General features: G+C 70.9%; 14 protein-coding genes. 6 read left to right on the plus strand and 8 right to left on the minus strand.

Annotated elements, in window-relative coordinates; translation table 11 throughout:
* Positions 1–253 precede the first annotated feature (253 nt).
* Complete coding sequence (locus tag OG446_RS26820) at positions 254–1279, plus strand: ATP-dependent 6-phosphofructokinase (protein WP_328896423.1); 1026 nt, start codon at positions 254–256, stop codon at positions 1277–1279.
* Between the two features lie 61 nt (positions 1280–1340).
* Here OG446_RS26820 and OG446_RS26825 read toward each other — a convergent pair whose 3' ends face one another.
* The 3 genes from OG446_RS26825 to OG446_RS26835 all read right to left on the minus strand — a co-directional run bounded on the left by OG446_RS26825 (position 1341) and on the right by OG446_RS26835 (position 4481).
* On the minus strand, positions 1341–1964 hold the full coding sequence (locus tag OG446_RS26825) for a helix-turn-helix domain-containing protein (protein WP_328898424.1): 624 nt from the start codon (positions 1962–1964) through the stop codon (positions 1341–1343).
* A 175-nt stretch (positions 1965–2139) separates the two neighbouring features.
* Positions 2140–2814, minus strand: a complete 675-nt coding sequence (locus OG446_RS26830; RefSeq protein WP_328896424.1) for a response regulator — start codon at positions 2812–2814, stop codon at positions 2140–2142.
* Positions 2811–4481, minus strand: a complete 1671-nt coding sequence (locus tag OG446_RS26835; protein WP_328896425.1) for a sensor histidine kinase — start codon at positions 4479–4481, stop codon at positions 2811–2813. The genes OG446_RS26830 and OG446_RS26835 overlap by 4 nt, the downstream gene beginning before the upstream one ends.
* A 130-nt stretch (positions 4482–4611) precedes the next feature.
* On the opposite strand from OG446_RS26835, the gene OG446_RS26840 reads away from it, so the two are divergent.
* A complete protein-coding gene (locus OG446_RS26840; protein WP_328896426.1) occupies positions 4612–5976 on the plus strand; it encodes a cation:dicarboxylate symporter family transporter in 1365 nt (454 codons plus the stop codon).
* Between the two features lie 64 nt (positions 5977–6040).
* Here OG446_RS26840 and OG446_RS26845 read toward each other — a convergent pair whose 3' ends face one another.
* Positions 6041–7513, minus strand: a complete 1473-nt coding sequence (locus OG446_RS26845; RefSeq protein WP_328896427.1) for a glycoside hydrolase family 16 protein — start codon at positions 7511–7513, stop codon at positions 6041–6043.
* Positions 7514–7678: 165 nt separating this feature from the next.
* Between OG446_RS26845 and OG446_RS26850 the strand changes: the two genes are divergently transcribed.
* Positions 7679–8080 (plus strand): MerR family transcriptional regulator, encoded by a 402-nt coding sequence (locus tag OG446_RS26850; RefSeq protein ID WP_328896428.1) that lies wholly within the window; start codon positions 7679–7681, stop codon positions 8078–8080.
* Between the two features lie 21 nt (positions 8081–8101).
* Positions 8102–8446: a thioredoxin gene (gene trxA, locus OG446_RS26855; RefSeq protein WP_326657882.1), complete on the plus strand. Its 345-nt coding sequence runs from the start codon at positions 8102–8104 to the stop codon at positions 8444–8446.
* Between the two features lie 145 nt (positions 8447–8591).
* Here trxA and glgB read toward each other — a convergent pair whose 3' ends face one another.
* The 4 genes from glgB to OG446_RS26875 form a co-directional block, all read right to left on the minus strand.
* Positions 8592–11009, minus strand: a complete 2418-nt coding sequence (glgB, locus tag OG446_RS26860; protein ID WP_328896429.1) for a 1,4-alpha-glucan branching enzyme — start codon at positions 11007–11009, stop codon at positions 8592–8594.
* A 61-nt stretch (positions 11010–11070) separates the two neighbouring features.
* Positions 11071–12465 carry a maltokinase N-terminal cap-like domain-containing protein gene (locus OG446_RS26865; protein WP_328896430.1) on the minus strand — a complete coding sequence of 465 codons (1395 nt, stop codon included), beginning with the start codon at positions 12463–12465 and terminating at the stop codon, positions 11071–11073.
* 263 nt (positions 12466–12728) lie between these two features.
* Positions 12729–14435, minus strand: coding sequence for a maltose alpha-D-glucosyltransferase (gene treS, locus OG446_RS26870; protein WP_326657879.1), 1707 nt, complete (start codon positions 14433–14435; stop codon positions 12729–12731).
* Positions 14432–16471, minus strand: a complete 2040-nt coding sequence (locus OG446_RS26875; RefSeq protein ID WP_328896431.1) for an alpha-1,4-glucan--maltose-1-phosphate maltosyltransferase — start codon at positions 16469–16471, stop codon at positions 14432–14434. Before OG446_RS26875 ends, treS begins: the two co-directional genes overlap by 4 nt.
* A 765-nt stretch (positions 16472–17236) precedes the next feature.
* Here OG446_RS26875 and glgP point away from each other — a divergent pair.
* Both glgP and OG446_RS26885 read left to right on the plus strand, forming a co-directional pair.
* On the plus strand, positions 17237–19840 hold the full coding sequence (gene glgP / locus OG446_RS26880; RefSeq protein WP_328896432.1) for an alpha-glucan family phosphorylase: 2604 nt from the start codon (positions 17237–17239) through the stop codon (positions 19838–19840).
* A 234-nt stretch (positions 19841–20074) separates the two neighbouring features.
* Entirely contained in the window at positions 20075–21298 is a 1224-nt protein-coding gene (locus OG446_RS26885; RefSeq protein WP_328896433.1) for an alginate lyase family protein, read from the plus strand.
* The last annotated feature ends 54 nt before the right edge of the window (positions 21299–21352 follow it).

Here is a 21352-nt window from a genome sequence, read left to right on the forward strand (position 1 = left end):
TGTCCGGTTCGAGTGGTATCGCCTGTTTGACGATACCTGCGAGGGCCGAGAGGCCGCCCGCCGGGCGAAAGTCCCTGGTCGCAGCCGTCGTAACCACCGCCGGAGCCGGTCCGGCCGCCCATGGAGCAGCCGAAAGCGCGGGGTACGGACGTCACGTGGGACAATCGTCGTGACTCACGGTACGGGGGATCATGCCGTTGCCCCCGGCCCGTACGGCATACGACGGGCCCCAGCGAGCAGGAGATACAGCACGATGCGCATCGGAGTTCTCACCGCAGGCGGCGACTGCCCAGGCCTGAACGCAGTGATCCGCTCGGTCGTGCACCGTGCCGTGGTGGGTCACGGCGATGAGGTCATCGGCTTCGAGGACGGCTTCAAGGGCCTCCTCGACGGGCACTTCCGCCCCCTCGACCTCAACGCGGTGAGCGGCATCCTCGCCCGCGGCGGCACCATCCTCGGCTCCGCCCGCCTGGAGCGCGACCGGCTGCGCGAAGCCGCGGAGAACTGTGCCGAGCTGAGCCGCCGTTACGGCATGGACGCACTGATTCCGATCGGCGGCGAGGGCACCCTCACGGCCGCCCGGATGCTGTCCGACGCGGGCATGCCCGTCGTCGGCGTCCCGAAGACCATCGACAACGACATCTCGGCCACCGACCGCACCTTCGGCTTCGACACCGCGGTGGGCGTCGCGACCGAGGCCATAGACCGGCTGAAGACCACGGCCGAGTCCCACCAGCGCGTCATGGTCGTCGAGGTGATGGGCCGCCACGCGGGCTGGATCGCGCTGGAGTCCGGCATGGCCGGCGGCGCGCACGGCATCTGTCTGCCCGAGCGGCAGTTCCAGGTCGAGGACCTGGTCAAGATGGTCGAGGAACGCTTCGCACGCGGCAAGAAGTTCGCGGTCATCTGCGTCGCCGAGGGTGCGCACCCGGCCGAGGGCTCCATGCCGTACGCCAAGGGCGCGATCGACCAGTACGGCCACGAGCGCTTCCAGGGCATCGGCAACCGCCTGGCCGTCGAGCTGGAGACCCGGCTCGGCAAGGAGGCCCGCCCGGTCATCCTCGGCCACGTCCAGCGCGGCGGCACGCCGACCGCGTACGACAGGGTGCTCGCCACCCGCTTCGGCTGGCACGCGGTGGAGGCGGCGCACCGGGGTGACTTCGGGCGGATGACGGCCCTGCGCGGCAACGACATCGAGATGGTGCCGCTCGCCGACGCGGTCACCCAGCTCAAGACCGTGCCCGTGTCCCGCATGCACGAGGCCGAGTCGGTCTTCTGAGCCGGTACGGAGGGCGCGTGGTGACCGCCGGGCCCCCGGCGGCCGCCACCGCCCGAAGGCGCTACGCCTGAGCCGTCTCCCAGAACCGGTCCACGATCCCCACCAGGTACGCCCGGCCGGCGTCCCCGGTGGCGCCCGACGACTCCGTACCCGTACTGCTCCAGCTGAGCGTGGACACCATCAGCGCCTGGTAGTCCGCGTGCAGCCGCTCCAGCGAGCCCTGGACCTGTGAACGGTCCAGGGGCGCGAGCTTCGCCACCGGTTTGACGTACGCCTGCCAGCGGGTCTTCACCGCGCTGCGCAGCAGCTCCGCCAGTTCCTCGTCGCGTCCGGAGACCGTCACGAACGCGGCGGGGCCGAGCCCCAGCGCCTCGCTGAGGGCGGCGGACTGGCGCTCGTTGCCCCGCCACCGGCCCGCCTCCTCCATCCGGAGATACGCGGACGCGGAGATCCCCAGCTGCCCAGCCAGCTCCTCCGCGGTCATCTCCCGGGCGACCCGGTGCTCACGCAGCGTGCGGGCGGCGGTGAGGAGTTCGCCCGGCGCACACCACAACACACCTGCCAGGGCCGTGAGTTCGTACTCGGTGGGCCAGGCGAGTCCGCGCTCCCAGGCCGCGACCGTCTCGGCACTGATCCGGAGGCCGTACTGGGCGCCGAGGCCGTAGGCGACATGGCCGGGAGCCATCCCCAGGGCCTCGCGCAGTCTGCGCGCGGCGGGGGCGTTGAAAGGCGGGGTGGGGTGCACGGCCCCACCGTAGGAGGTCAGAGGCGGTATGACCACGGTGTGTTCACACGATGACCACAGCTCATAGGAACCTCCAGACGGCCGGGCGGTCCGTTCCGAGCCGCTGAGTACCCGCTCAGCGCCCCTCCGCGAGCCACCGGTAGTGCAGTTCCGGGCGTCCGATCTGTCCGTACTGTGGACTGCGTACCGCCCGCCCGGCCGTCACCAGGTGTTCCAGGTAGCGGCGCGCGGTGATGCGCGAGATCCCGAGCTCCACCCCGGCCGCCGCCGCCGTCACCCCGTCCGGGGCCGCCCGGAGCACGCGGGTCACGGCCTCCAGGGTCGGGCTGCTGAGGCCCTTGGGCAGGCGGGCGGGCTGCGGGCTGCGCAGGGTGGCCAGCGCGCGGTCCACCTCGTCCTGGCCGCTCGCCTCACCGGCCGCCGCGCGGAACTCGGCGTACCGCACGAGCCGGTCGCGCAACGTGGCGAAGGTGAAGGGCTTCAGTACGTACTGCACGACGCCGAGCGAGACCCCCTCGCGGACCACGGCCAGATCGCGGGCCGAGGTCACCGCGATCACATCGGCCCCGTGCCCGGCCGCACGCAGCGAACGCAGCAGTTGCAGCCCGTGCCCGTCCGGCAGGTAGAGGTCCAGGAGCAGGAGGTCGACCGGGACACGGTCCAGGGCCCGCACCGCCTCGGCCCGGGAGTGCGCCACGGCCGCCACCGTGAACCCCGGGACGCGGTCCACGTACAGCTGATGGGCGTCGGCGGCGACGGGGTCGTCCTCGACGACCAGTACCTGGATCACGGGGTCCTCTCCTTCCGCGCACTGCCGCACGCAGCCAGCGGCAGCCGTACCGTGAACTCCGCGCCGCCGTCCGGCCCCTGCTCCAGCACCACCGCCCCGCCGTTGCGGTGCGCGGCCTGCCGGACGAGAGCCAGGCCGAGCCCGCGGCCCGCGCCGTGTGTCGACCAGCCGCGGCGGAACACCTCCGCGGCGTCGTCCGGTCCGACGCCCGCCCCGTTGTCGGCGACCCGCAGCAGGAGCTCCCCGTCGCCGGCGAGCGCGGTGACCGTGACGCGGGCGCGGGCCGGCCGTGGGCCGGTGCGCTGGGCGGGCACACCGCCACCGGTGTCGGGGCCCGTCACCGCCTCCGACGCCGCGTCCACCGCGTTGTCGATCAGATTGCCGAGGATGGTCACCAGATCGCGCTGCGGCAGCGTCGCGGGCAGCGCCCCGTCGTCGATCAGACTGTCGTCCGCCAGCACCAGCTCCACCCCGCGCTCGTTCGCCTGCGCCGCCTTGCCGAGCAGCAGCGCCGCCAGCACCGGTTCGCCGACCGCGCCGACGACGCGATCGGTGAGCACCTGGGCCAGCTCCAGTTCCGCCGTGGCGAAGCCGACCGCCTCCTCCTCGCGGCCCAGCTCGATCAGCGAGACCACCGTGTGCAGCCGGTTCGCCGCCTCGTGCGCCTGCGAGCGCAGGGCCTGGGTGAACCCGCGCTCGGAGTCCAGCTCGCCGGACAGCGCCTGGAGTTCGGTGTGATCGCGCAGGGTGATGACGGTGCCGCGACGCTCCCCGCCCACCACCGGACGGGTGTTGACCACGATCACCCGGTCCGCCGTCAGATGCACCTCGTCGACCCGCTCCTCGGAGGCGAGCAGCGCCCCGGTCAGCGGCGCGGGCAGATCGAGCTCGGCGACCCGGCGGCCGACCGTGCCGGGCGCCAGGCCGAGCAGTTCGCGGCCCGCGTCGTTGATCAGGGCGATCCTGCGCTGCCCGTCGAGCATCAGCAGTCCCTCGCGCACCGCGTGCAGCGTGGCCTCGTGGTAGTCGTGCATCCGGCTCAGTTCGGCGGCGTTCATCCCGTGGGTGTGCCGCCGCAGCCGGGCGTTGATCACGTACGTGCCGAGGCCGCCGAGCGCCAGTGCCGCACCCGCCGCCAGCCCCAGCGCACCCAGCTGGGCCCGCACCTGCGAGGAGACCCGCTCCACCGTGATGCCCGCACTGACGAGGCCGACGATCCTGTCACCGTCCCGGATCGGTGTGACGACCCGTATCGAGGGGCCGAGCGTGCCGGTGTACGTCTCCGAGAACGTCTCGCCGCGCAGGGCCCGTGCGGTGTGGCCGAGGAAGCTCTCGCCGATCCGCTCGGTGTGCGGGTGCGTCCAGCGGACCCTGTGCGGATCCATGATGGTGACGAACGCGATCCCGGTGTCCTTGCGGACCTGCTCCGCGTACGGCTGCAGCACCGCCGACGGGTCCGGGGTGCGGATCGCCTCCCGTACCGACGGCGCACCCGCGATCGCCAGCGCGGCCGTCCGCACCTGCCGGGTCGCGGTCTCCTTGGCCTGGGAGCTGCCGGAGACGTAGGCGAAGAAGGCGCACCCCGCCACCACGGCCGCGACCAGCACCACCTGCATGGCGAAGAGCTGGCCCGCGAGGCTGCGCGGGCGGGTACGGGGGAAACGCATCTCCCCAGTCTGCCTGGCCGAAAACCTATGAACGAAACGCACGTAAGGGTGACCGGCGTCACAAGGGGCGGGATAGTCACCGGGGCCCCCAGGGACGGGGGAGTGACAAGGACGAGCCGAGGAGACCCCCGTGGGAGTGGCCGCCGCCAAGCGGGACCGTACGAAATATCTGTATCTCGCCGTGATCGCGGCGGTGGGGCTCGGCATTCTGGTCGGCCTCGTCGCTCCGGACACCGCCGTCGAGCTCAAGCCGATCGGAACCGGCTTCGTCAACCTCATCAAGATGATGATCTCGCCGATCATCTTCTGCACGATCGTGCTGGGCGTCGGCTCCGTACGCAAGGCCGCCAAGGTCGGCGCCGTCGGCGGTCTGGCCCTCGGCTACTTCCTGGTGATGTCGACCGTCGCCCTTGCCATCGGCCTGGTCGTCGGCAACATCCTGGAGCCCGGCTCCAGCCTCCACCTCACCGAGGCGGCCCGAGCCGCGGGCGAGAAGCAGGCCTCGGGCGCCAGCGAGTCCACCGCGGACTTCCTGCTCGGCATCATCCCGGACACCATGGTGTCGGCCTTCACCGCGGGCGAGGTCCTCCAGACCCTGCTCATCGCCCTGCTCGCGGGCTTCGCGCTCCAGGCCATGGGCTCGGCGGGCGAGCCGGTCCTGCGCGGCATCGGCCACATCCAGCGCCTGGTCTTCCGCATCCTCGCCATGATCATGTGGATGGCCCCGGTCGGTGCGTTCGGCGCCATGGCCGCGGTGGTCGGCGAGACCGGCGTGGACGCGCTGAAGTCCCTCGCGGTCATCATGATCGGCTTCTACATCACCTGCGCGCTCTTCGTGTTCCTGATCCTGGGCGCGATCCTTCGCCTGGTGGCCGGGCTCAACATCTTCTCCCTGCTGAAGTACCTGGGCCGGGAGTTCCTGCTCATCCTCTCCACCTCCTCGTCCGAGTCGGCCCTGCCGCGGCTCATCGCGAAGATGGAGCACATGGGCGTCAGCAAGCCCGTCGTCGGCATCACCGTGCCGACCGGCTACTCCTTCAACCTCGACGGCACCGCGATCTACCTCACGATGTCCTCGCTGTTCATCGCCAACGCGACGGGCGACCCGCTGAGCATCAGCGAGCAGATCTCGCTGCTGGTCTTCATGGTGATCGCCTCCAAGGGTGCGGCCGGCGTCACCGGCGCCGGACTGGCCACCCTCGCGGGCGGCCTCCAGTCGCACCGCCCCGAGCTGGTGGACGGCGTCGGCCTGATCGTCGGCATCGACCGTTTCATGAGCGAGGCCCGTGCCCTGACGAACTTCGCGGGCAACGCGGTGGCCACGGTGCTCGTCGGCACCTGGACCAAGGAGATCGACCGCGAGCGGGTGGACCGGGTTCTCTCCGGAGCGCTTCCGTTCGACGAGAGCATGTTCACGGACGAGGGCCCCACCGAGCCGCATGTCCCCGAAGCCAGGGACGGTGACGAGGAGAAGCCCTCGCTCACCAAGGTCTGACACACGGCGGGTGCGGCCGGTACGGGAATCCCGTACCGGCCGCACCCGTCTGTCCGGGCGGCTCTCAGCCGTACGGGATGTGCACGACGGACTGGTTGCCGACGCCCACCGTGCTCGTGCCGTTGCCGATCGCGTTCCAGATCTCGACCCGCACCTTTCCGTTGACCAGGTTGCCGTGGCTCCCGGTGGACGACTTGAGTCCCTTGGCCTGGGTGTAGTGCTCGTACCCGTTGACCGGGTCGGTGGCGAAGTACTGGTACGTCTCCGTCCGGTCCCAGGTCCCGTCGCCCGTGCGGTCGTAACTCACCCGCACCTGCTGGCCGTTCGCGATGGTGGTGCCCGAGTCGGCGAAGACGTCGAACTGGGTCGAGCCGCCGTCGTACGCCCGGGTGATGCCGGTGGCGGTGAAGGTCTGCGGGCTGTGCGGGGTGCCGTCGTAGTTGGCGCCCCCGGCCGAGGCGACCGTCACCGACGAGGCGGTGGACTGGGTGGCGCCGAGACCTCCGGCGCTGCGCAGGGCGAGGGTGGAGGAGCCGGACGGCGGATCCGTGGGCGGGTCGGTCGGCGGCTCGGTGGTGCCCCCGCCGCCCTTGGTCCAGACGCCCACGTAGTCGACCAGCATCGGCCGGCCCGGCACGGTCTCGGCGGTCGGGGTGGAGCCGCCGAGCGCGTTCGGGAAGGCGCCGCCGATCGCGAGGTTCAGCAGGAGGAAGTACCCGGCGTGGTCCGTCATGTTCGCCCACGTCGTGGCGTCCAGCTGGTTCTGGGTGACGCTGTGGAAGAGCTGGTCGTCGACGTACCAGCGCAGGGCGTTCGGGGTGACGGCGCGGTCCCACTCGAAGCGGTAGGTGTGGAACGCGGACTGGCAGCTCGCGCCCGGGCAGGTGCGGCTGTTGCCGAGGCCGGTGGTCTCGTTGCAGGGGCCGCCCGGGTTGACCCCGCAGTGCAGGACGCCCCAGACGGAGTTGATCCCGTTGACGTTCTCCATGATGTCGAACTCGCCGATGCCCGGCCAGTTCCAGTAGTTGCCCCGGTACGGGGAGCCGAGGGCCCAGAAGGCCGGCCAGTAGCCGAGGGCCGCGTTGCCGGTGACGTTCGGCATCTGTACGCGGCCCTCGATGCGCAGGGTGCCGCCGGCCGGGGCCTTGAAGTCCGCCCGCTTGGTCTCGATGCGGCCCGAGGTCCAGTTGCCCGCGCCGTCGCGCAGCGGCGTGATGCGGAGGTTGCCGCTGCCGTCGAGGCTGACGTTGTCGGGGCTGGCCGTGTAGTTCTGGATCTCCCCGGTGCCCCAGTTGCCGGGGCCGCCCGGGTAGCCGTGACCCGTGTCGATCTGCCAGTTCGCGGAGGACGGCAGGGCGCGGTTCGCGCCGTTGAAGTCGTCGCTCCACTGAAGGTTCCAGCCGGGGGTGGCGGGCACGTCGCCGCGGGCGGGCCCGGATCCTGCGACGGTGATCGCTCCGGCGAGGGTGAGGGCCAGGGCCGTGAGGGCGGCGAGGACGGTGGTGCGTCTGTGGGGGGTGGTGCGGCTCGTACGCAAAGGAACCTCCGGTGGGGACGGTGCCGGGAAGGTTGTCGTTGAGAGCGCTCTCAGAGTTATTTAGTTGCACCCGGGGCGGCCGTCAATGGCTATGGCCGCTCCACTTTCCGAACACGGCCGGACGGTCCTTGCCTTGACGCCGACGTCAAGGATTACCGTCGGGGCATGCGAATCGGGGAACTGGCCGAACGCGCCGGTACGACGACACGGACGCTGCGGTACTACGAGTCACGTGGCCTGCTGCCGGCACGCCGCGCGGAGAACGGCTACCGCACCTACGACGAGGGCGACCTGCGGCTGATCCAGCAGATCCGGACCCTTCAGGACTTCGGGTTCGACCTGGAGGAGACCCGCCCCTTCGTCGACTGCCTGCGCGCCGGCCATCCGGCGGGCGACTCCTGCCCGGCCTCGCTGGCCGTCTACCGGCGCAAGCTCGGCGAGCTGGACGCCCTCATCGGTCAGCTCCAGTCGGTCCGCACGGAGGTGGGCGCCCAGCTGGCCCGCGCCGAGATCGAGGCCTCCGCCGGTGTGCCCGGTGGTCCCGAACCGCGCTGTGAACTGCACTGAACCGAACTGGGAGGACGACAGATGATCCATGCAGAAGGTGTCGCCGAGGTCACCGACACGACGTTCGACGCCGAGGTGCTGGCCGGCGGTCTGCCGGTCCTGGTCGAGTTCACCGCCGACTGGTGCGGTCCGTGCCGCCAGCTGGCCCCGGTGCTCAGCGCGATCGCCGCGGAGGAGGCCGGCCGGCTCAAGGTGGTACAGATCGACGTGGACCACAACCCGGGGATCACGAGCCGCTACGCGGTGCTCTCCATGCCGACCCTGATGGTCTTCCAGGACGGTGAACCGGTGAAGTCGATGGTGGGCGCCCGCCCCAAGCGGCGCCTGCTCCAGGAGCTGGAGGAGGTACTGCCGGCGGCGGTCTGACCGCGCCGGTCGCACGGGGCCCCGTACCACCGGTGCGCGGCGCGGGCCCCGTACCACCGGTGCGCGGCGCGGGCCCGTACCGCGGTCGGGCCGGTCGCACGGGGGCCCGTACCACCGGTGCGTGGCGCGGGCCCCCGTACCGCCGTCAGGCCGGCCGCAGCCACACCGTCGCCAGCGGCGGCAGCGTCAGCGTGATGCTGGTGTCGCGGCCGTGCGCCGCCACCGCCTCCGGCTTCAGGGGCTCCTCGTTGCGTACGTCGCTGCCGCCGTACCGCAGCTCGTCCGTGTTCAGGACCTCCACCCAGGCCTCCGGCCCGTCCGGCACCCCGATGCGGTAGTCGTGCCGCACCACCGGGGAGAAGTGGGAGACGGCGATCAGTGGTGATCCGGCCGCGTCGTACCGGACGAACGCGAAGGCGTTGTCCTCCGCTGCGCCGCCCTCGATCCAGCTGAAGCCCTCCGGTACGGTGTCGCGCTGCCAGAGCGCGGGTGTCGCCCCGTACACCGTGTTCAGGTCGCTCACCAGGGTCCGTACGCCGCGGTGGTCGCTCTCCGCCGCGTACGACGGGTCGAGCAGCCACCAGTCGGGGCCGTGGCCCTCCGACCACTCCGCGCCCTGGGCGAACTCCTGGCCCATGAAGAGGAGCTGCTTGCCGGGGTGGGCCCACATGAAGCCGAGGTAGGCGCGGTGGTTGGCGCGTTGCTGCCACCAGTCGCCGGGCATCTTGCTGACCAGCGACCGCTTGCCGTGCACCACCTCGTCGTGCGAGATCGGCAGGACGTAGTTCTCGCTGTACGCGTACACCATCGAGAAGGTCATCTCGTTGTGGTGGTACTTGCGGTGCACCGGCTCCTTCGACACGTACTCCAGCGAGTCGTGCATCCAGCCCATGTTCCACTTCAGCCCGAAGCCGAGACCGCCGAAGCCGCCGGGGCCCACGTGGTGGGTGGCACGGGTGACGCCGTCCCAGGCGGTGGACTCCTCGGCGATCGTCACGACACCGGGGTTGCGGCGGTAGACCGTCGCGTTCATCTCCTGGAGGAAGGCCACGGCGTCCGGGTTCTCCCGGCCGCCGTGCTCGTTGGGGGACCACTGGCCGTCCTCGCGCGAGTAGTCGAGGTAGAGCATCGAGGCGACCGCGTCGACCCGCAGCCCGTCGATGTGGAACTCCTCGCACCAGTAAGTGGCGTTGGATACCAGGAAGTTGCGCACCTCGGTGCGGCCGTAGTCGAACTCGAGCGTGCCCCAGTCCGGGTGCGCGGCCCGCTGCGGGTCCGAGTGCTCGTACAGTGGCCGGCCGTCGAACTCGGCGAGCGCCCACTCGTCGCGCGGGAAGTGCGCGGGCACCCAGTCGACGATCACGCCGATCCCGGCGCCGTGCAGGGCGTCGACGAGGAAGCGGAAGTCGTCGGGCGACCCCATCCGGGACGTCGGGGCGTAGAAGCCGGTGACCTGATAGCCCCAGGAGCCGCCGAAGGGGTGCTCGGATACGGGCATCAGCTCGACATGGGTGAAGCCCAGATCGCGTACGTACGCGGGGAGTTGCTCGGCGAGCTGACGGTAGGTGAGGCCGGGGCGCCAGGACGGCAGATGCACCTCGTAGACCGAGAGCGGCGCCTCGTGCACGGGTACGTCCCCGCGGTGGGCCATCCACTCCTGGTCCTGCCAGACGTGGTGCGCGGCCGTGACGACCGAGGCGTTGGACGGCGGGACCTCGGCGTGCCGGGCCATCGGGTCGGCGCGCAGCGTGTGCGAGCCGTCCGGGCGGCAGATGTCGAACTTGTACAGCGCGCCCTCGCCGATCGCCGGCAGGAACAGTTCCCACACTCCGGTGGAGCCGAGCGAACGCATCGGGAACCCGGTGCCGTCCCAGTAGTTGAAGTCCCCGGACACCCGGACCCCGCGGGCGTTGGGCGCCCAGAGCGTGAACCGGGTGCCGGTGACGCCCTGGTGCTCCATCACCCGGGCGCCGAGCGCCGTCCACAGCTCCTCGTGCCGGCCCTCGCCGATCAGGTGCAGATCGAGATCACCGAGCGCGGGCAGGAAGCGGTACGGATCGTGGATCTCGATCTCGTTGTCGTCGTAGGCCACCAGGAGCCGGTACTCGGGGACCGTGGACATCGGCAGGAGGCCGGAGAAGAACCCGTCGCCGTCGTCGAGCAGTTGGGCCCGCAGCCCCTTGGCGAGGACGGTGACCGAGCGGGCGAAGGGGCGCAGCACCCGGAAGGTGACCCCGCCGCGGACCTGGTGGACGCCGAGCAGCTCGTGCGGGGCGTGGTGCTCGCCCGACAGGAGGCGTGCCCGGTCGCCGTCGTCGAGCGCACCGGCGGGGCGGACGCCCTGCCCGCCCGCGCGGCGGGGCCGCGGCGGTGCCGCAGCCTTCCTCGCCCGCTTGGCCGGGGGAGCCGCGGCGGCCGGTGCGGCCGCCTCCACCGGTGCCAGGGTCCCGGTGGCCGGGCCGGCGGCGGCGTCCGCATGCTCGGCGGGGGCCGCGGAGAGAGGGGCGTCGAGGGGGGTCGGAGCGGGATCGGACGCTTTGCGGGACGGCTTGCGGGCGGTCACAGGGACAGCCTCCTCGGAGGGTGTGGGTGGGGTGGGGCGGGCAGCGGGCGGTCGTGCCGCTTCAGTCGGCGTCGGCCGCCAGACGGTGGATCGCGGCCATCGGGACGGGGAGCCAGTCGGGCCGGTGCCGGGCCTCGTACAGCACCTCGTACACCGCCTTGTCGGTCTCGTGGGCGCGCAGCAGCTCCGGCTCGTCGCGCGGGTCGACGCCCGCGGCCTTGGCGTAGCCGTCGCAGTAGGCGGTCCGGCAGCGCGCCGCCCATGCGGCGTTCCACGGGCGGTGCGAGCGGGCCGCGTAGTCGAAGGAGCGGAGCATTCCGGCGATGTCGCGCACCGGTGGCTGCGGGCTGCGGCGCTCCGGGAGCGGGCGGGCCGGTTCGCCCTCGAAGTCGATCAGTGACCAGAATCCGTCGGTGCCGCGCAGCGTCTGGCCGAGGTGGAGATCGCCGTGCACCCGCTGGGCGGGCCACCCGTGACCCCGTTGCCCCAGGGCCGTCACGGCGTCGAAGGCGGCACGCAGTCCGGGGACGTACGGCACCAGTGCGGGCACCGCGTGGGCGGCCGCCTCCAGGCGCTGCACCATCGCGGCGGCCAGCTCGTCGGTCTGGGAGCGGCGCAGTGACGGTGTGGGCAGCGCGGCGGCCAGCGCGGTGTGCACCTCGGCGGTGGCCCGGCCCAGGGCCTGGGCCTCGTGCGTGAAGTCGTCGCCCGCCGCCAGCGCGCGCAGTGCGAGCTGCCAGCCGTCCTCGGCGCCCCGCAGGAACGGCTGGAGCACGCCGAGTGTGAGGCGTTCCGGTGCGGCGGCCTCGAACCACGCGACCGGTGCCGGGACGCGCCCGCACCCCTGGCGGGAGAGCGCGAGCGGCAGCTCCAGGTCGGGGTTGGTGCCCGGGAAGACCCGGCGGAAGATCTTGAGGATGTAGGAGTCGCCGTACACGAGCGAGGAGTTGGACTGCTCGGTGTCCAGCAGCCGGGGGGTCAGGGCGGCGGGGATCGGCTCCGCCCCCCGGCCGAAGCGCAGCGCGCCGAGGCTGCCGGGTGTGCGCAGCCGCTCCAGCAGCAGCGCGGCCAGGCGCCGGTCGTGCAGCCCCTCGTAGACGGTGCGGCCGGCCAGCGGTCCGTCCGTCACATGGCCGATGAGCGCGGGTGCGAGGCGCGGGGGCAGCGCGGACCGTACGCCGAGCAGCAGCTGGTAGCAGTCCGCCGGGGGCTGGTCCGGCATCGTGGGCTGATGGGCCCGCACCAGCAGGTGCAGGAGCCCAGGACCCGTATCGACGGCGGCGGAGTCGACCGGCAGTATCTCGGTCGCCGAGACGAGCGAGAAGGCGGTGATGGGCCGCCCCTTGCCCGCGAACCACCGCTGCCGGGGCAGCCATTCGTGCAGCAGCGGTCCGAGAGACGGGAGCAGGGCTGTGCTGTTCGCCAGGGTGACCTGAGCGGATGCAGCCTCCGACATGGCATCGCGTCCTTTCCCCGGGCACACCACAGGATGCGAAGAGTGTCCCGGATTGCGGCTTTGGCTGTCCGGCTGTGCGGGACGTGTCGGGTCAGGATGGTCCGTACGGACTCGACTCGGGGTGATCGAAACGCCAGGAAGATCCAAGAACACTACGGAAGTGCTCGATATGCGGGGAAGAGTGCCCCGTGCGGGGCGGCGGAAACCGCCCCGCAGGTGCCGTTCGTTCGCAGAGGCCGGCTGCCGGATGGCCCGGCAGCCGCTCAGGCCGGCGGTGCGTCCTTGCGCAGCCGGAACCAGTAGAAGCCGTGTCCCGCGAGAGTCAGCAGGTAGGGCCACTGACCGATGGCGGGGAAGCGCACCCCGCCGATCAGCTCCACCGGATGACGCCCGTTGAAGGACCTCAGATCGAGCTCCGTCGGCTGCGCGAACCGTGAGAAGTTGTGCACGCACAGCACGAGATCGTCCCCGTGCTCACGGGTGAAGGCGAGCACGGCGGGGTTGGAGGAGGGCAGTTCGTTGTACGAGCCGAGCCCGAACGCCGGGTTCTGCTTGCGGATCTCGATCATCCGCCGCGTCCAGTGCAGCAGCGAGGACGGCGAGGCCATCGAGGCCTCGACGTTCGTGACCTGGTAGCCGTAGACCGGATCCATGATCGTGGGGAGGTAGAGCCGTCCCGGATCGCTGGAGGAGAAGCCGGCGTTCCGGTCGGGCGTCCACTGCATCGGGGTGCGGACCGCGTCCCGGTCGCCCAGCCAGATGTTGTCGCCCATCCCGATCTCGTCCCCGTAGTAGAGGATCGGGGAGCCCGGCAGGGACAGCAGCAGGGCGGTGAACAGCTCGATCTGGTTGCGGTCGTTGTCCAGGAGAGGCGCCAGCCGGCGGCGGATGCCGATGTTGGCCCGCATCCGCGGGTCCTTGGCGTACTCCGCGTACATGTAGTCGCGCTCTTCGTCCGTGACCATTTCGAGCGTCAGCTCGTCGTGGTTGCGCAGGAAGATGCCCCACTGGCAGCCCGAGGGGATCTCCGGGGTCTTGGCCAGGATTTCCGAGACCGGGTAGCGGCTCTCGCGCCGTACGGCCATGAAGATCCGCGGCATCACGGGGAAGTGGAACGCCATGTGGCACTCGTCGCCGCCCGCCCGGTAGTCGCCGAAGTAGTCGACGACGTCCTCCGGCCACTGGTTGGCCTCGGCCAGCAGCACGGTGTCGGGGTAGTTGGCGTCGATCTCCTTGCGGACCCGCTTGAGGAAGCCGTGGGTCTCCGGGAGGTTCTCGCAGTTGGTGCCCTCGCGCTGGTACAGGTAGGGCACGGCGTCGACGCGGAAGCCGTCGATGCCGAGGTCCAGCCAGAAGCGCAGCGCGGAGATGATCTCCTCCTGCACCGCCGGGTTCTCGTAGTTGAGGTCGGGCTGGTGCGAGAAGAACCGGTGCCAGTAGTACTGCTTGCGGACCGGGTCGAAGGTCCAGTTGGACGTCTCCGTGTCGACGAAGATGATCCGGGCGTCCTGGAACTGCTTGTCGTCGTCGGCCCAGACGTAGTAGTCGCCGTACGGCCCGTCGGGGTCGGTACGGGACTGCTGGAACCAGTCGTGCTGGTCGCTGGTGTGATTCATGACGAAGTCGATGATCACGCGCATGCCGCGCTGGTGCGCGGCGTCGACGAACTCGACGAAGTCGGCGAGGTCACCGAACTCCGGCAGCACGGCGGTGTAGTCGGACACGTCGTAACCGCCGTCGCGCAGTGGCGACTTGAAGAACGGCGGCAGCCAGAGGCAGTCGACGCCCAGCCACTGCAGATAGTCCAGCTTGGCGGTGATGCCCTTGAGGTCTCCGATGCCGTCGCCGTTGGAGTCCTGGAAGGACCGGACGAGGACTTCGTAGAAGACGGCACGCTTGAACCAGTCGGGATCGCGGTCCTTGGCCGGGGTGTCCTCGAAGGTGTCGTGGACGGGCTCGTTGACGATCATGGTGTGGGTGACCCTCCGGTCGGCGGGGACGGTCGCAGGACCGCGATGTGCGCGGGCGTGACGCCCGGCTCAAGGCGCACATAGAAGGTCCTGCCCCAGTGATAGGAATGGCCGGTGAGCTCGTCGCGCACCGGCACGCTCTCGTGCCGGTCTAGGCCGAGTTGCGGCATGTCCAACGAGACGGTCGCCTCCTGGGTGTGGTGCGGGTCGAGGTTGACGACCGTCAGAACGATGTTCGAACCGGAGCGCTTGCTGTACACGATCAGGGCGTCGTTGTCGGACGAGTGGAAGTGCACGTCACGCAGCTGCTGCAGCGCCGGGTTGCGGCGCCGGATCCGGTTGAGTGTGGTGATGAGCGGGGCCAGTGACCGGCCCTCGCGCTCGGCGGCTTCCCAGTCCCTGGGCCGGATCTCGTACTTCTCCGAGTCGAGGTACTCCTCACTGCCGTCGCGGACCGGGGTGTTCTCGCACAGCTCGTACCCCGCGTACACCCCCCAGGACGGGGAGAGGGTCGCCGCGAGCACCGCCCGTGCCTCGAAGGCCGGCCTGCCGCCTTCCTGGAGATAACCGGGAAGGATGTCGGGGGTGTTCACGAAGAAATTGGGCCTCATGAAGGAGGCCGATTCGCCGGACAGCTCGGTCACGTAGTCCGTGATTTCCTGCCGGGTGTTGCGCCAGGTGAAATAGGTGTACGACTGCTGGAATCCGACGGTGGCAAGGGTGTGCATCATCGCGGGGCGGGTGAATGCCTCGGCCAGGAAGATCACGTCGGGGTCGGTGCGGTTGATGTCGGCGATCACCTTTTCCCAGAAGATCACCGGCTTGGTGTGCGGATTGTCGACCCGGAAGATGCGTACGCCGTGATCCATCCAGAAGCGCAGGATGCGTACGGTCTCCGTGACGAGGCCCCGCAGATCCTTGTCGAAGGCGATCGGATAGATGTCCTGGTATTTCTTCGGCGGATTCTCCGCATAGGCGATGGTGCCGTCCGCCCGGTGATGGAACCACTCGGGATGCTTCTCCACCCACGGGTGGTCGGGCGAGCACTGGAGGGCGAAGTCCAGCGCGATCTCCATGCGCAGGGTGCGGGCCGCCTCGACGAAGTGGTCGAAGTCCTCCAGCGTGCCGAGGTCCGGATGGACCGCGTCGTGACCGCCCTCAGCGGAACCGATCGCCCACGGCACACCCACGTCGTGCGGGGCGGGGGAGAGGGAGTTGTTGGGGCCCTTGCGGTGGGTGGTGCCGATGGGATGGATGGGCGGGAGGTAGACCACGTCGAACCCCATGGCGGCGACCGCGGGAAGCCGTTCGGCCGCCGTGCGGAAGGTGCCGCTGATGATCCGGGGCGGCTTCGGGGCCGCGGCGGTCTTGGCCGTACGGCCCTTGCGGGGCGCCTTCGCCGGCTCCACCCTGGCGCCCTCGGAGCGGGGGAACAGCTCGTACCAGGAGCCGTACAGCGCGCGCCTGCGCTCGACGAGGAGCGGGTGCGGACGGGACGCGGTGACCAGCTCGCGCAGGGGGTGCCCGGCCAGCGCGTCGCGCGCCTCGGGGGTGAGTGCGGCGGCCAGCCGGGCGGCGGCAGGCCGGGACTCGTCGCGCAGGGCGTCGACCGCGGCCAGCACCGCCTCGCGCCCGTCGCGCTTGGGCACGCCCTCGGCGGCCCGCTCGTACAGCTCGGCGCCCTCCGCCAGGACCAGCGCGGTGTCGATCCCCGCCGGGATCTTGATCTTCGCCGCGTGCAGCCAGGTGGACACCGGGTCGCTCCAGGCCTCGACCGTGTACGTCCAGCGGCCCTCCGCGTCCGGAGTCACCTCGGCGCCCCAGCGGTCGGTGCCCGGAGCGAGCTCGCGCATCGGCGTGTACGGCCCGGGGCGCCCGCTCGGATCGCGCAGCACGACATCGGCCGCGACCGCGTCATGGCCCTCGCGGAAGACGGTCGCGGTGACCTGGAAGGTTTCACCGGCGACCGCCTTGGCGGGCCTTCTGCCGCAGTCGACGAGCGGACGGACGTCGAGGACGGGAATGCGACCGATCATGAAATCACCTGGGGACTGGAGCTCGGACTCGACAGGGCGCGAACCGGGCGCGGAAGGCTGAACACGTACGCCGCGATGGTGGGGTTCGGTCCTTTCTAGCTGCTCCGTCGACGACTGATGGGGTGTGGGCATGGCCGCTCCTGTCCGCGTTCACTCGAATGGCACTCGAATGGATGAGGTAGACGGTCCGGTGCACGGGTGTGGACCGAATGCGTGCGTCGTCCGTACCGATTGCATACGAACCGGGAGCGGATCGCCGGTGGACAGTGGATGAGTCGTGCGGAGGACGGTTACGGATCGCCTTCTGCTCTCATCCGAATGCAGTCGTTCCGGTACCGGAGAAGCCTTCCCACGGATCTCGGTGGGCCAATCCGGTGGTGTGTTAACTACTCGGGCGTATCTGTGAAGGTCCGAATGCGCCGGGCTCGACCGCGCGTGCGCGGGATTGCGGGGAACCGGCGTACGCGGGGCGGTACCGGTGCCACAGGGCAGCCTTCCCTGTGGCGCGAAGCCCCACAAGGCCACACGAGGGGAGGGAATCGGCCATAACGCCTGTGACGGATGTGTCTGGATCTGCGGATGGTGCGGGACGGACGCGGGAGGACCGGCGGCGGGGGCGGTCGGACCACCCGGGGTCGCACCACCCGCCCCGGCCGTGCGCCGTGGCTGCCGCCCACCGCGCACCGCTACCGTCGAGGGTGACGGAGCGGCGCACACAGCGGTGCGTCCCCTCGGATTCGTACGTCCCCTGTAAAGGTGGAATACGTGAAGGCCATTCGTCGATTCACCGTGCGTCCCGTCCTCCCCGACCCCCTTCAACCGCTCAGCGACCTCGCGCGCAACCTGCGCTGGTCCTGGCACACCGAGACCCGAGAGCTCTTCCAGGCCGTCGACCCGGTGGCCGGCCGGACGGCGGAGTGCGACCCCGTGCGTCTGCTCGGCGCCGTGTCCGCCGGACGCCTCGCCGAGCTGGCCCGGGACGAGCAGTTCCTGCACCGGCTCAGCGAGGTGTCCGCCGACCTCCGGGAGTACCTGGAGGGCCCCCGGTGGTACCAGGAGCAACGCGACCGGGGCGACGGACTCCCCGCCGCGATCGCCTACTTCTCACCCGAGTTCGGAGTGACGGCGGCCCTGCCGCAGTACTCCGGCGGACTCGGCATCCTCGCCGGAGACCATCTGAAGGCCGCCAGCGACCTGGGCGTTCCCCTCGTCGGCGTCGGCCTGCTCTACCGCCACGGCTACTTCCGCCAGAGCCTGTCGCGCGACGGCTGGCAGCAGGAGCGCTATCCCGTCCTCGACCCGAACGAACTACCGCTCACCCTCGTGCGCGAGACCGACGGGAGGCCCAGCCAGGTCGTCCTGTCCCTCCCCGGCGGCCGCTCCCTGCACGCCCAGATCTGGCAGGCCCAGGTGGGCCGGGTACCCCTGCTCATGCTCGACTCCGACGTCGAGGACAACGCCCCGCTCGAACGCGAGGTCACCGACCGCCTCTACGGCGGCGGCAGCGAACACCGGCTGCTCCAGGAGATGCTGCTGGGCATCGGCGGCGTACGCGCGGTGCGCACCTACTGCCGGCTCACCGGCCACCCCGACCCCGAGGTCTTCCACACCAACGAGGGCCACGCCGGCTTCCTCGGCCTCGAACGCATCCGCGAGCTCTCCGGAACCGGCCTCGACTTCGACTCCGCGGTGGAGTCGGTCCGGGCCGGCACCGTCTTCACCACCCACACCCCGGTCCCGGCCGGCATCGACCGCTTCGACCGCGACCTGGTCGCCCGCCACTTCGGCGACGACGGCGAACTGCCCGGCGTCGCGGCCGACCGCATCCTGCACCTGGGCACGGAGACGTACGACGGCGGCGATCCCGGCGTCTTCAACATGGCGGTCATGGGGCTCCGGCTCGCCCAGCGCGCCAACGGGGTCTCCACCCTGCACGGCGCCGTCAGCCGCGAGATGTTCGCCGGACTCTGGCCCGGCTTCGACCCGCCCGAGGTGCCCATCACCTCGGTGACCAACGGCGTCCACGCACCCACCTGGGTCGCCCCCGAGGTCTACCGGCTGCGCACCGAGTCCGGGGGCACCCCCGGCCGCTGGGACTCCGTCGCACAGATCCCCGACCGGCAGCTCTGGGACCTGCGCCGCACCCTGCGCGAACAACTGGTCACCGAGGTGCGCAAGCGGCTGCACGCCTCCTGGCTGACCCGTGGCGCACAGGCCGCCGAACTCGGCTGGATCGACGGGGTGCTGGACCCGGGCGTGCTGACCATCGGCTTCGCCCGCCGGGTGCCCTCGTACAAACGCCTCACCCTGATGCTGCGCGACCGGGACCGGCTGCGGGCGCTGCTCCTGCACCCCGAGCGCCCGGTCCAGATCGTCGTGGCGGGCAAGGCGCACCCGGCCGACGACAGCGGGAAGCGCCTGGTCCAGGAGCTGGTCCGGTTCGCCGACGACCCCAGGGTGCGCCACCGCATCGTCTTCCTGCCCGACTACGGGATGGCGATGGCCCAGAAGCTCTATCCGGGCTGCGACGTCTGGCTGAACAACCCGCTGCGCCCGCTGGAGGCCTGCGGTACGAGCGGGATGAAGGCGGCGCTGAACGGCTGCCTCAACCTGTCGGTCCTCGACGGCTGGTGGGACGAGTGGTTCGAGCCGGACTTCGGCTGGGCGATCCCCACGGCCGACGGATCCGCGCTGGACGAGGACCGGCGCGACGACCTGGAGGCGAACGCCCTCTACGAGCTGATCGAGGACCGGGTCGCACCGCGCTTCTACGACCAGGGGGAGGAAGGGCTCCCCGGGCGCTGGATCGAGATGGTCCGCAGCACCCTGGGCACGCTGGGCCCCAAGGTGCTGGCCGACCGGATGGTCCGTGAGTACGTGGAGCGGCTGTACGCCCCCGCGGCGCAGGCCCGGCGCACGCTGGATCCCGTCGCGGCACGGGAGCTCGCCGGCTGGAAGGCCAGGGTGCGGGCGGCCTGGCCGCGGGTGGCCGTCGACCATGTCGAGGCGGTGACGCCCACCGCGGCCGGCGGCTCGGCCGAACTGGGTGCCACGCTGGCGCTGCGGGTCCGGATCAGCCTCGGGGTGCTGGAGCCGGACGACGTGGAGGTGCAGGCGGTGGCCGGCCGCGTCGACTCCGCCGACGCGATCTCGGACGCCCAGGTCTTCCCGCTGAAACCGGCGGGCGGCCAGGACCTGGAGGGCCGCTGGCTGTACGACGGCCCGCTCGCCCTCGACCGCACGGGTCCGTACGGCTACACCGTGCGGGTGCTGCCGGCCCACCGGCTGCTCGCCACCGGTGCCGAACTCGGTCTGGTCGCCCAGCCGACGGAGGCGACGGGCGAGGGCGCGGGCGTGCTGTTGCGCTGACGTTCCGCCTTGTTGAGGGCCCGGCACCCCTGGGAGGTTTCCAGGGGGCCGGGCCCTTGTGCTGCGGGGTACCGGCCCTTCGCCTCCTGAACACAAACCTTGACGTGCTCATGGGAAGCCTTTAGGTTCCTCACTCATTGCAGCGTTCACAACTCGACTCATTGTTCATGAATGTGAACTCCCCTTGTTCCGGGTCGAGTTGCCGACCTCCTCCGTACCGGAAGGCACCCCCACATGCGCACCGGAACCATCGGGCGCGGCCTCGGCCTCGCCACCGCCCTCGCGGCCCTGCTCACCGGCATCTTCATGGCACCGGCCTCGGCCGGCCGCGCCGCCCCGGACCGGGCACCCGCAGCGCCACGGGCCGCCGCCCCCGCGGCCTTCACCCATCCCGGCGTGCTCGTCAGCCGCCCCCAGCTCGACTTCGTGCGCGCCAGGGTGCAGGCCGGCGCACAGCCCTGGAAGGGCGCGTACGACCAGATGATGGGGAGCAAGTACGCCTCGCTGAGCCGGACGGCCAGACCTCGCGCCGTCGTGGAGTGCGGCTCGTACTCCAATCCCAACTACGGCTGCACCGACGAGCGCGAGGACGCGATAGCCGCGTACACGCTCTCGCTGGCCTGGTACGTCACCCAGGACAGCCGCTACGCGGTGAAGGCGATCGAGATCATGGACGCCTGGTCGGCCGTGATCAAGGACCACACCAACAGCAACGCCCCCCTGCAGACCGGCTGGGCAGGATCCTCCTGGCCGCGGGCGGCCGAGATCATCAAGTACACCTACAGCGGCTGGCCGAACGCGGGCCGCTTCGCCACCATGCTGCGCACCGTCTACCTCCCGAAGGTCATCAACGGGTCGAACAGCAACGGCAACTGGGAACTGAGCATGACCGAGGCCGCGATCGGCATCTCCGTCTTCCTGGAGGACCGGACCTCGTACGACAAGGCCGTGAGCAAGTTCCGCGGACGTGTCCCCGCGTACATCTATGTGACCGCGGACGGTTCGCTGCCGAAGGCCGCACCCGGCAGCGGTCTGGACACCCGTGACGAGATCATCCGCTACTGGCAGGGCCAGTCGACCTTCATGGACGGTCTCTCGCAGGAGACCTGCCGCGATCTGACCCACACCGGATACGGCCTGTCCGCGATCTCGCACATTGCCGAGACCAGCCGGATCCAGGGACAGGACCTCTACCCGGAGATCGCCGACCGGCTGCGCCACGCCCTCGGCCTGCACGCCAAGTACCAGCTGGGGGCGGCCGTTCCGTCGTCGCTCTGCGGGGGGTCGCTCAAGGACAGCCTCGGGCCGGTCACCGAGGTCGGCTTCAACGCGCTGCACCACCGGATGGGCATCGCGATGACCAACACCCAGACCCTCACCGAACAGCAGCGGCCCGCCGGGTCCAACAATCTGTTCGTCGCCTGGGAGACCCTGACCCACGCGAACAACCCGAACTGACCGCACGCACAGCCGCCCGGGAGGAGTGATCTCCTCCCGGGCGGGGCGGTGCGT

Source organism: Streptomyces sp. NBC_00236, assembly GCF_036195045.1.
Classification (GTDB): Bacteria; Actinomycetota; Actinomycetes; order Streptomycetales; family Streptomycetaceae; genus Streptomyces.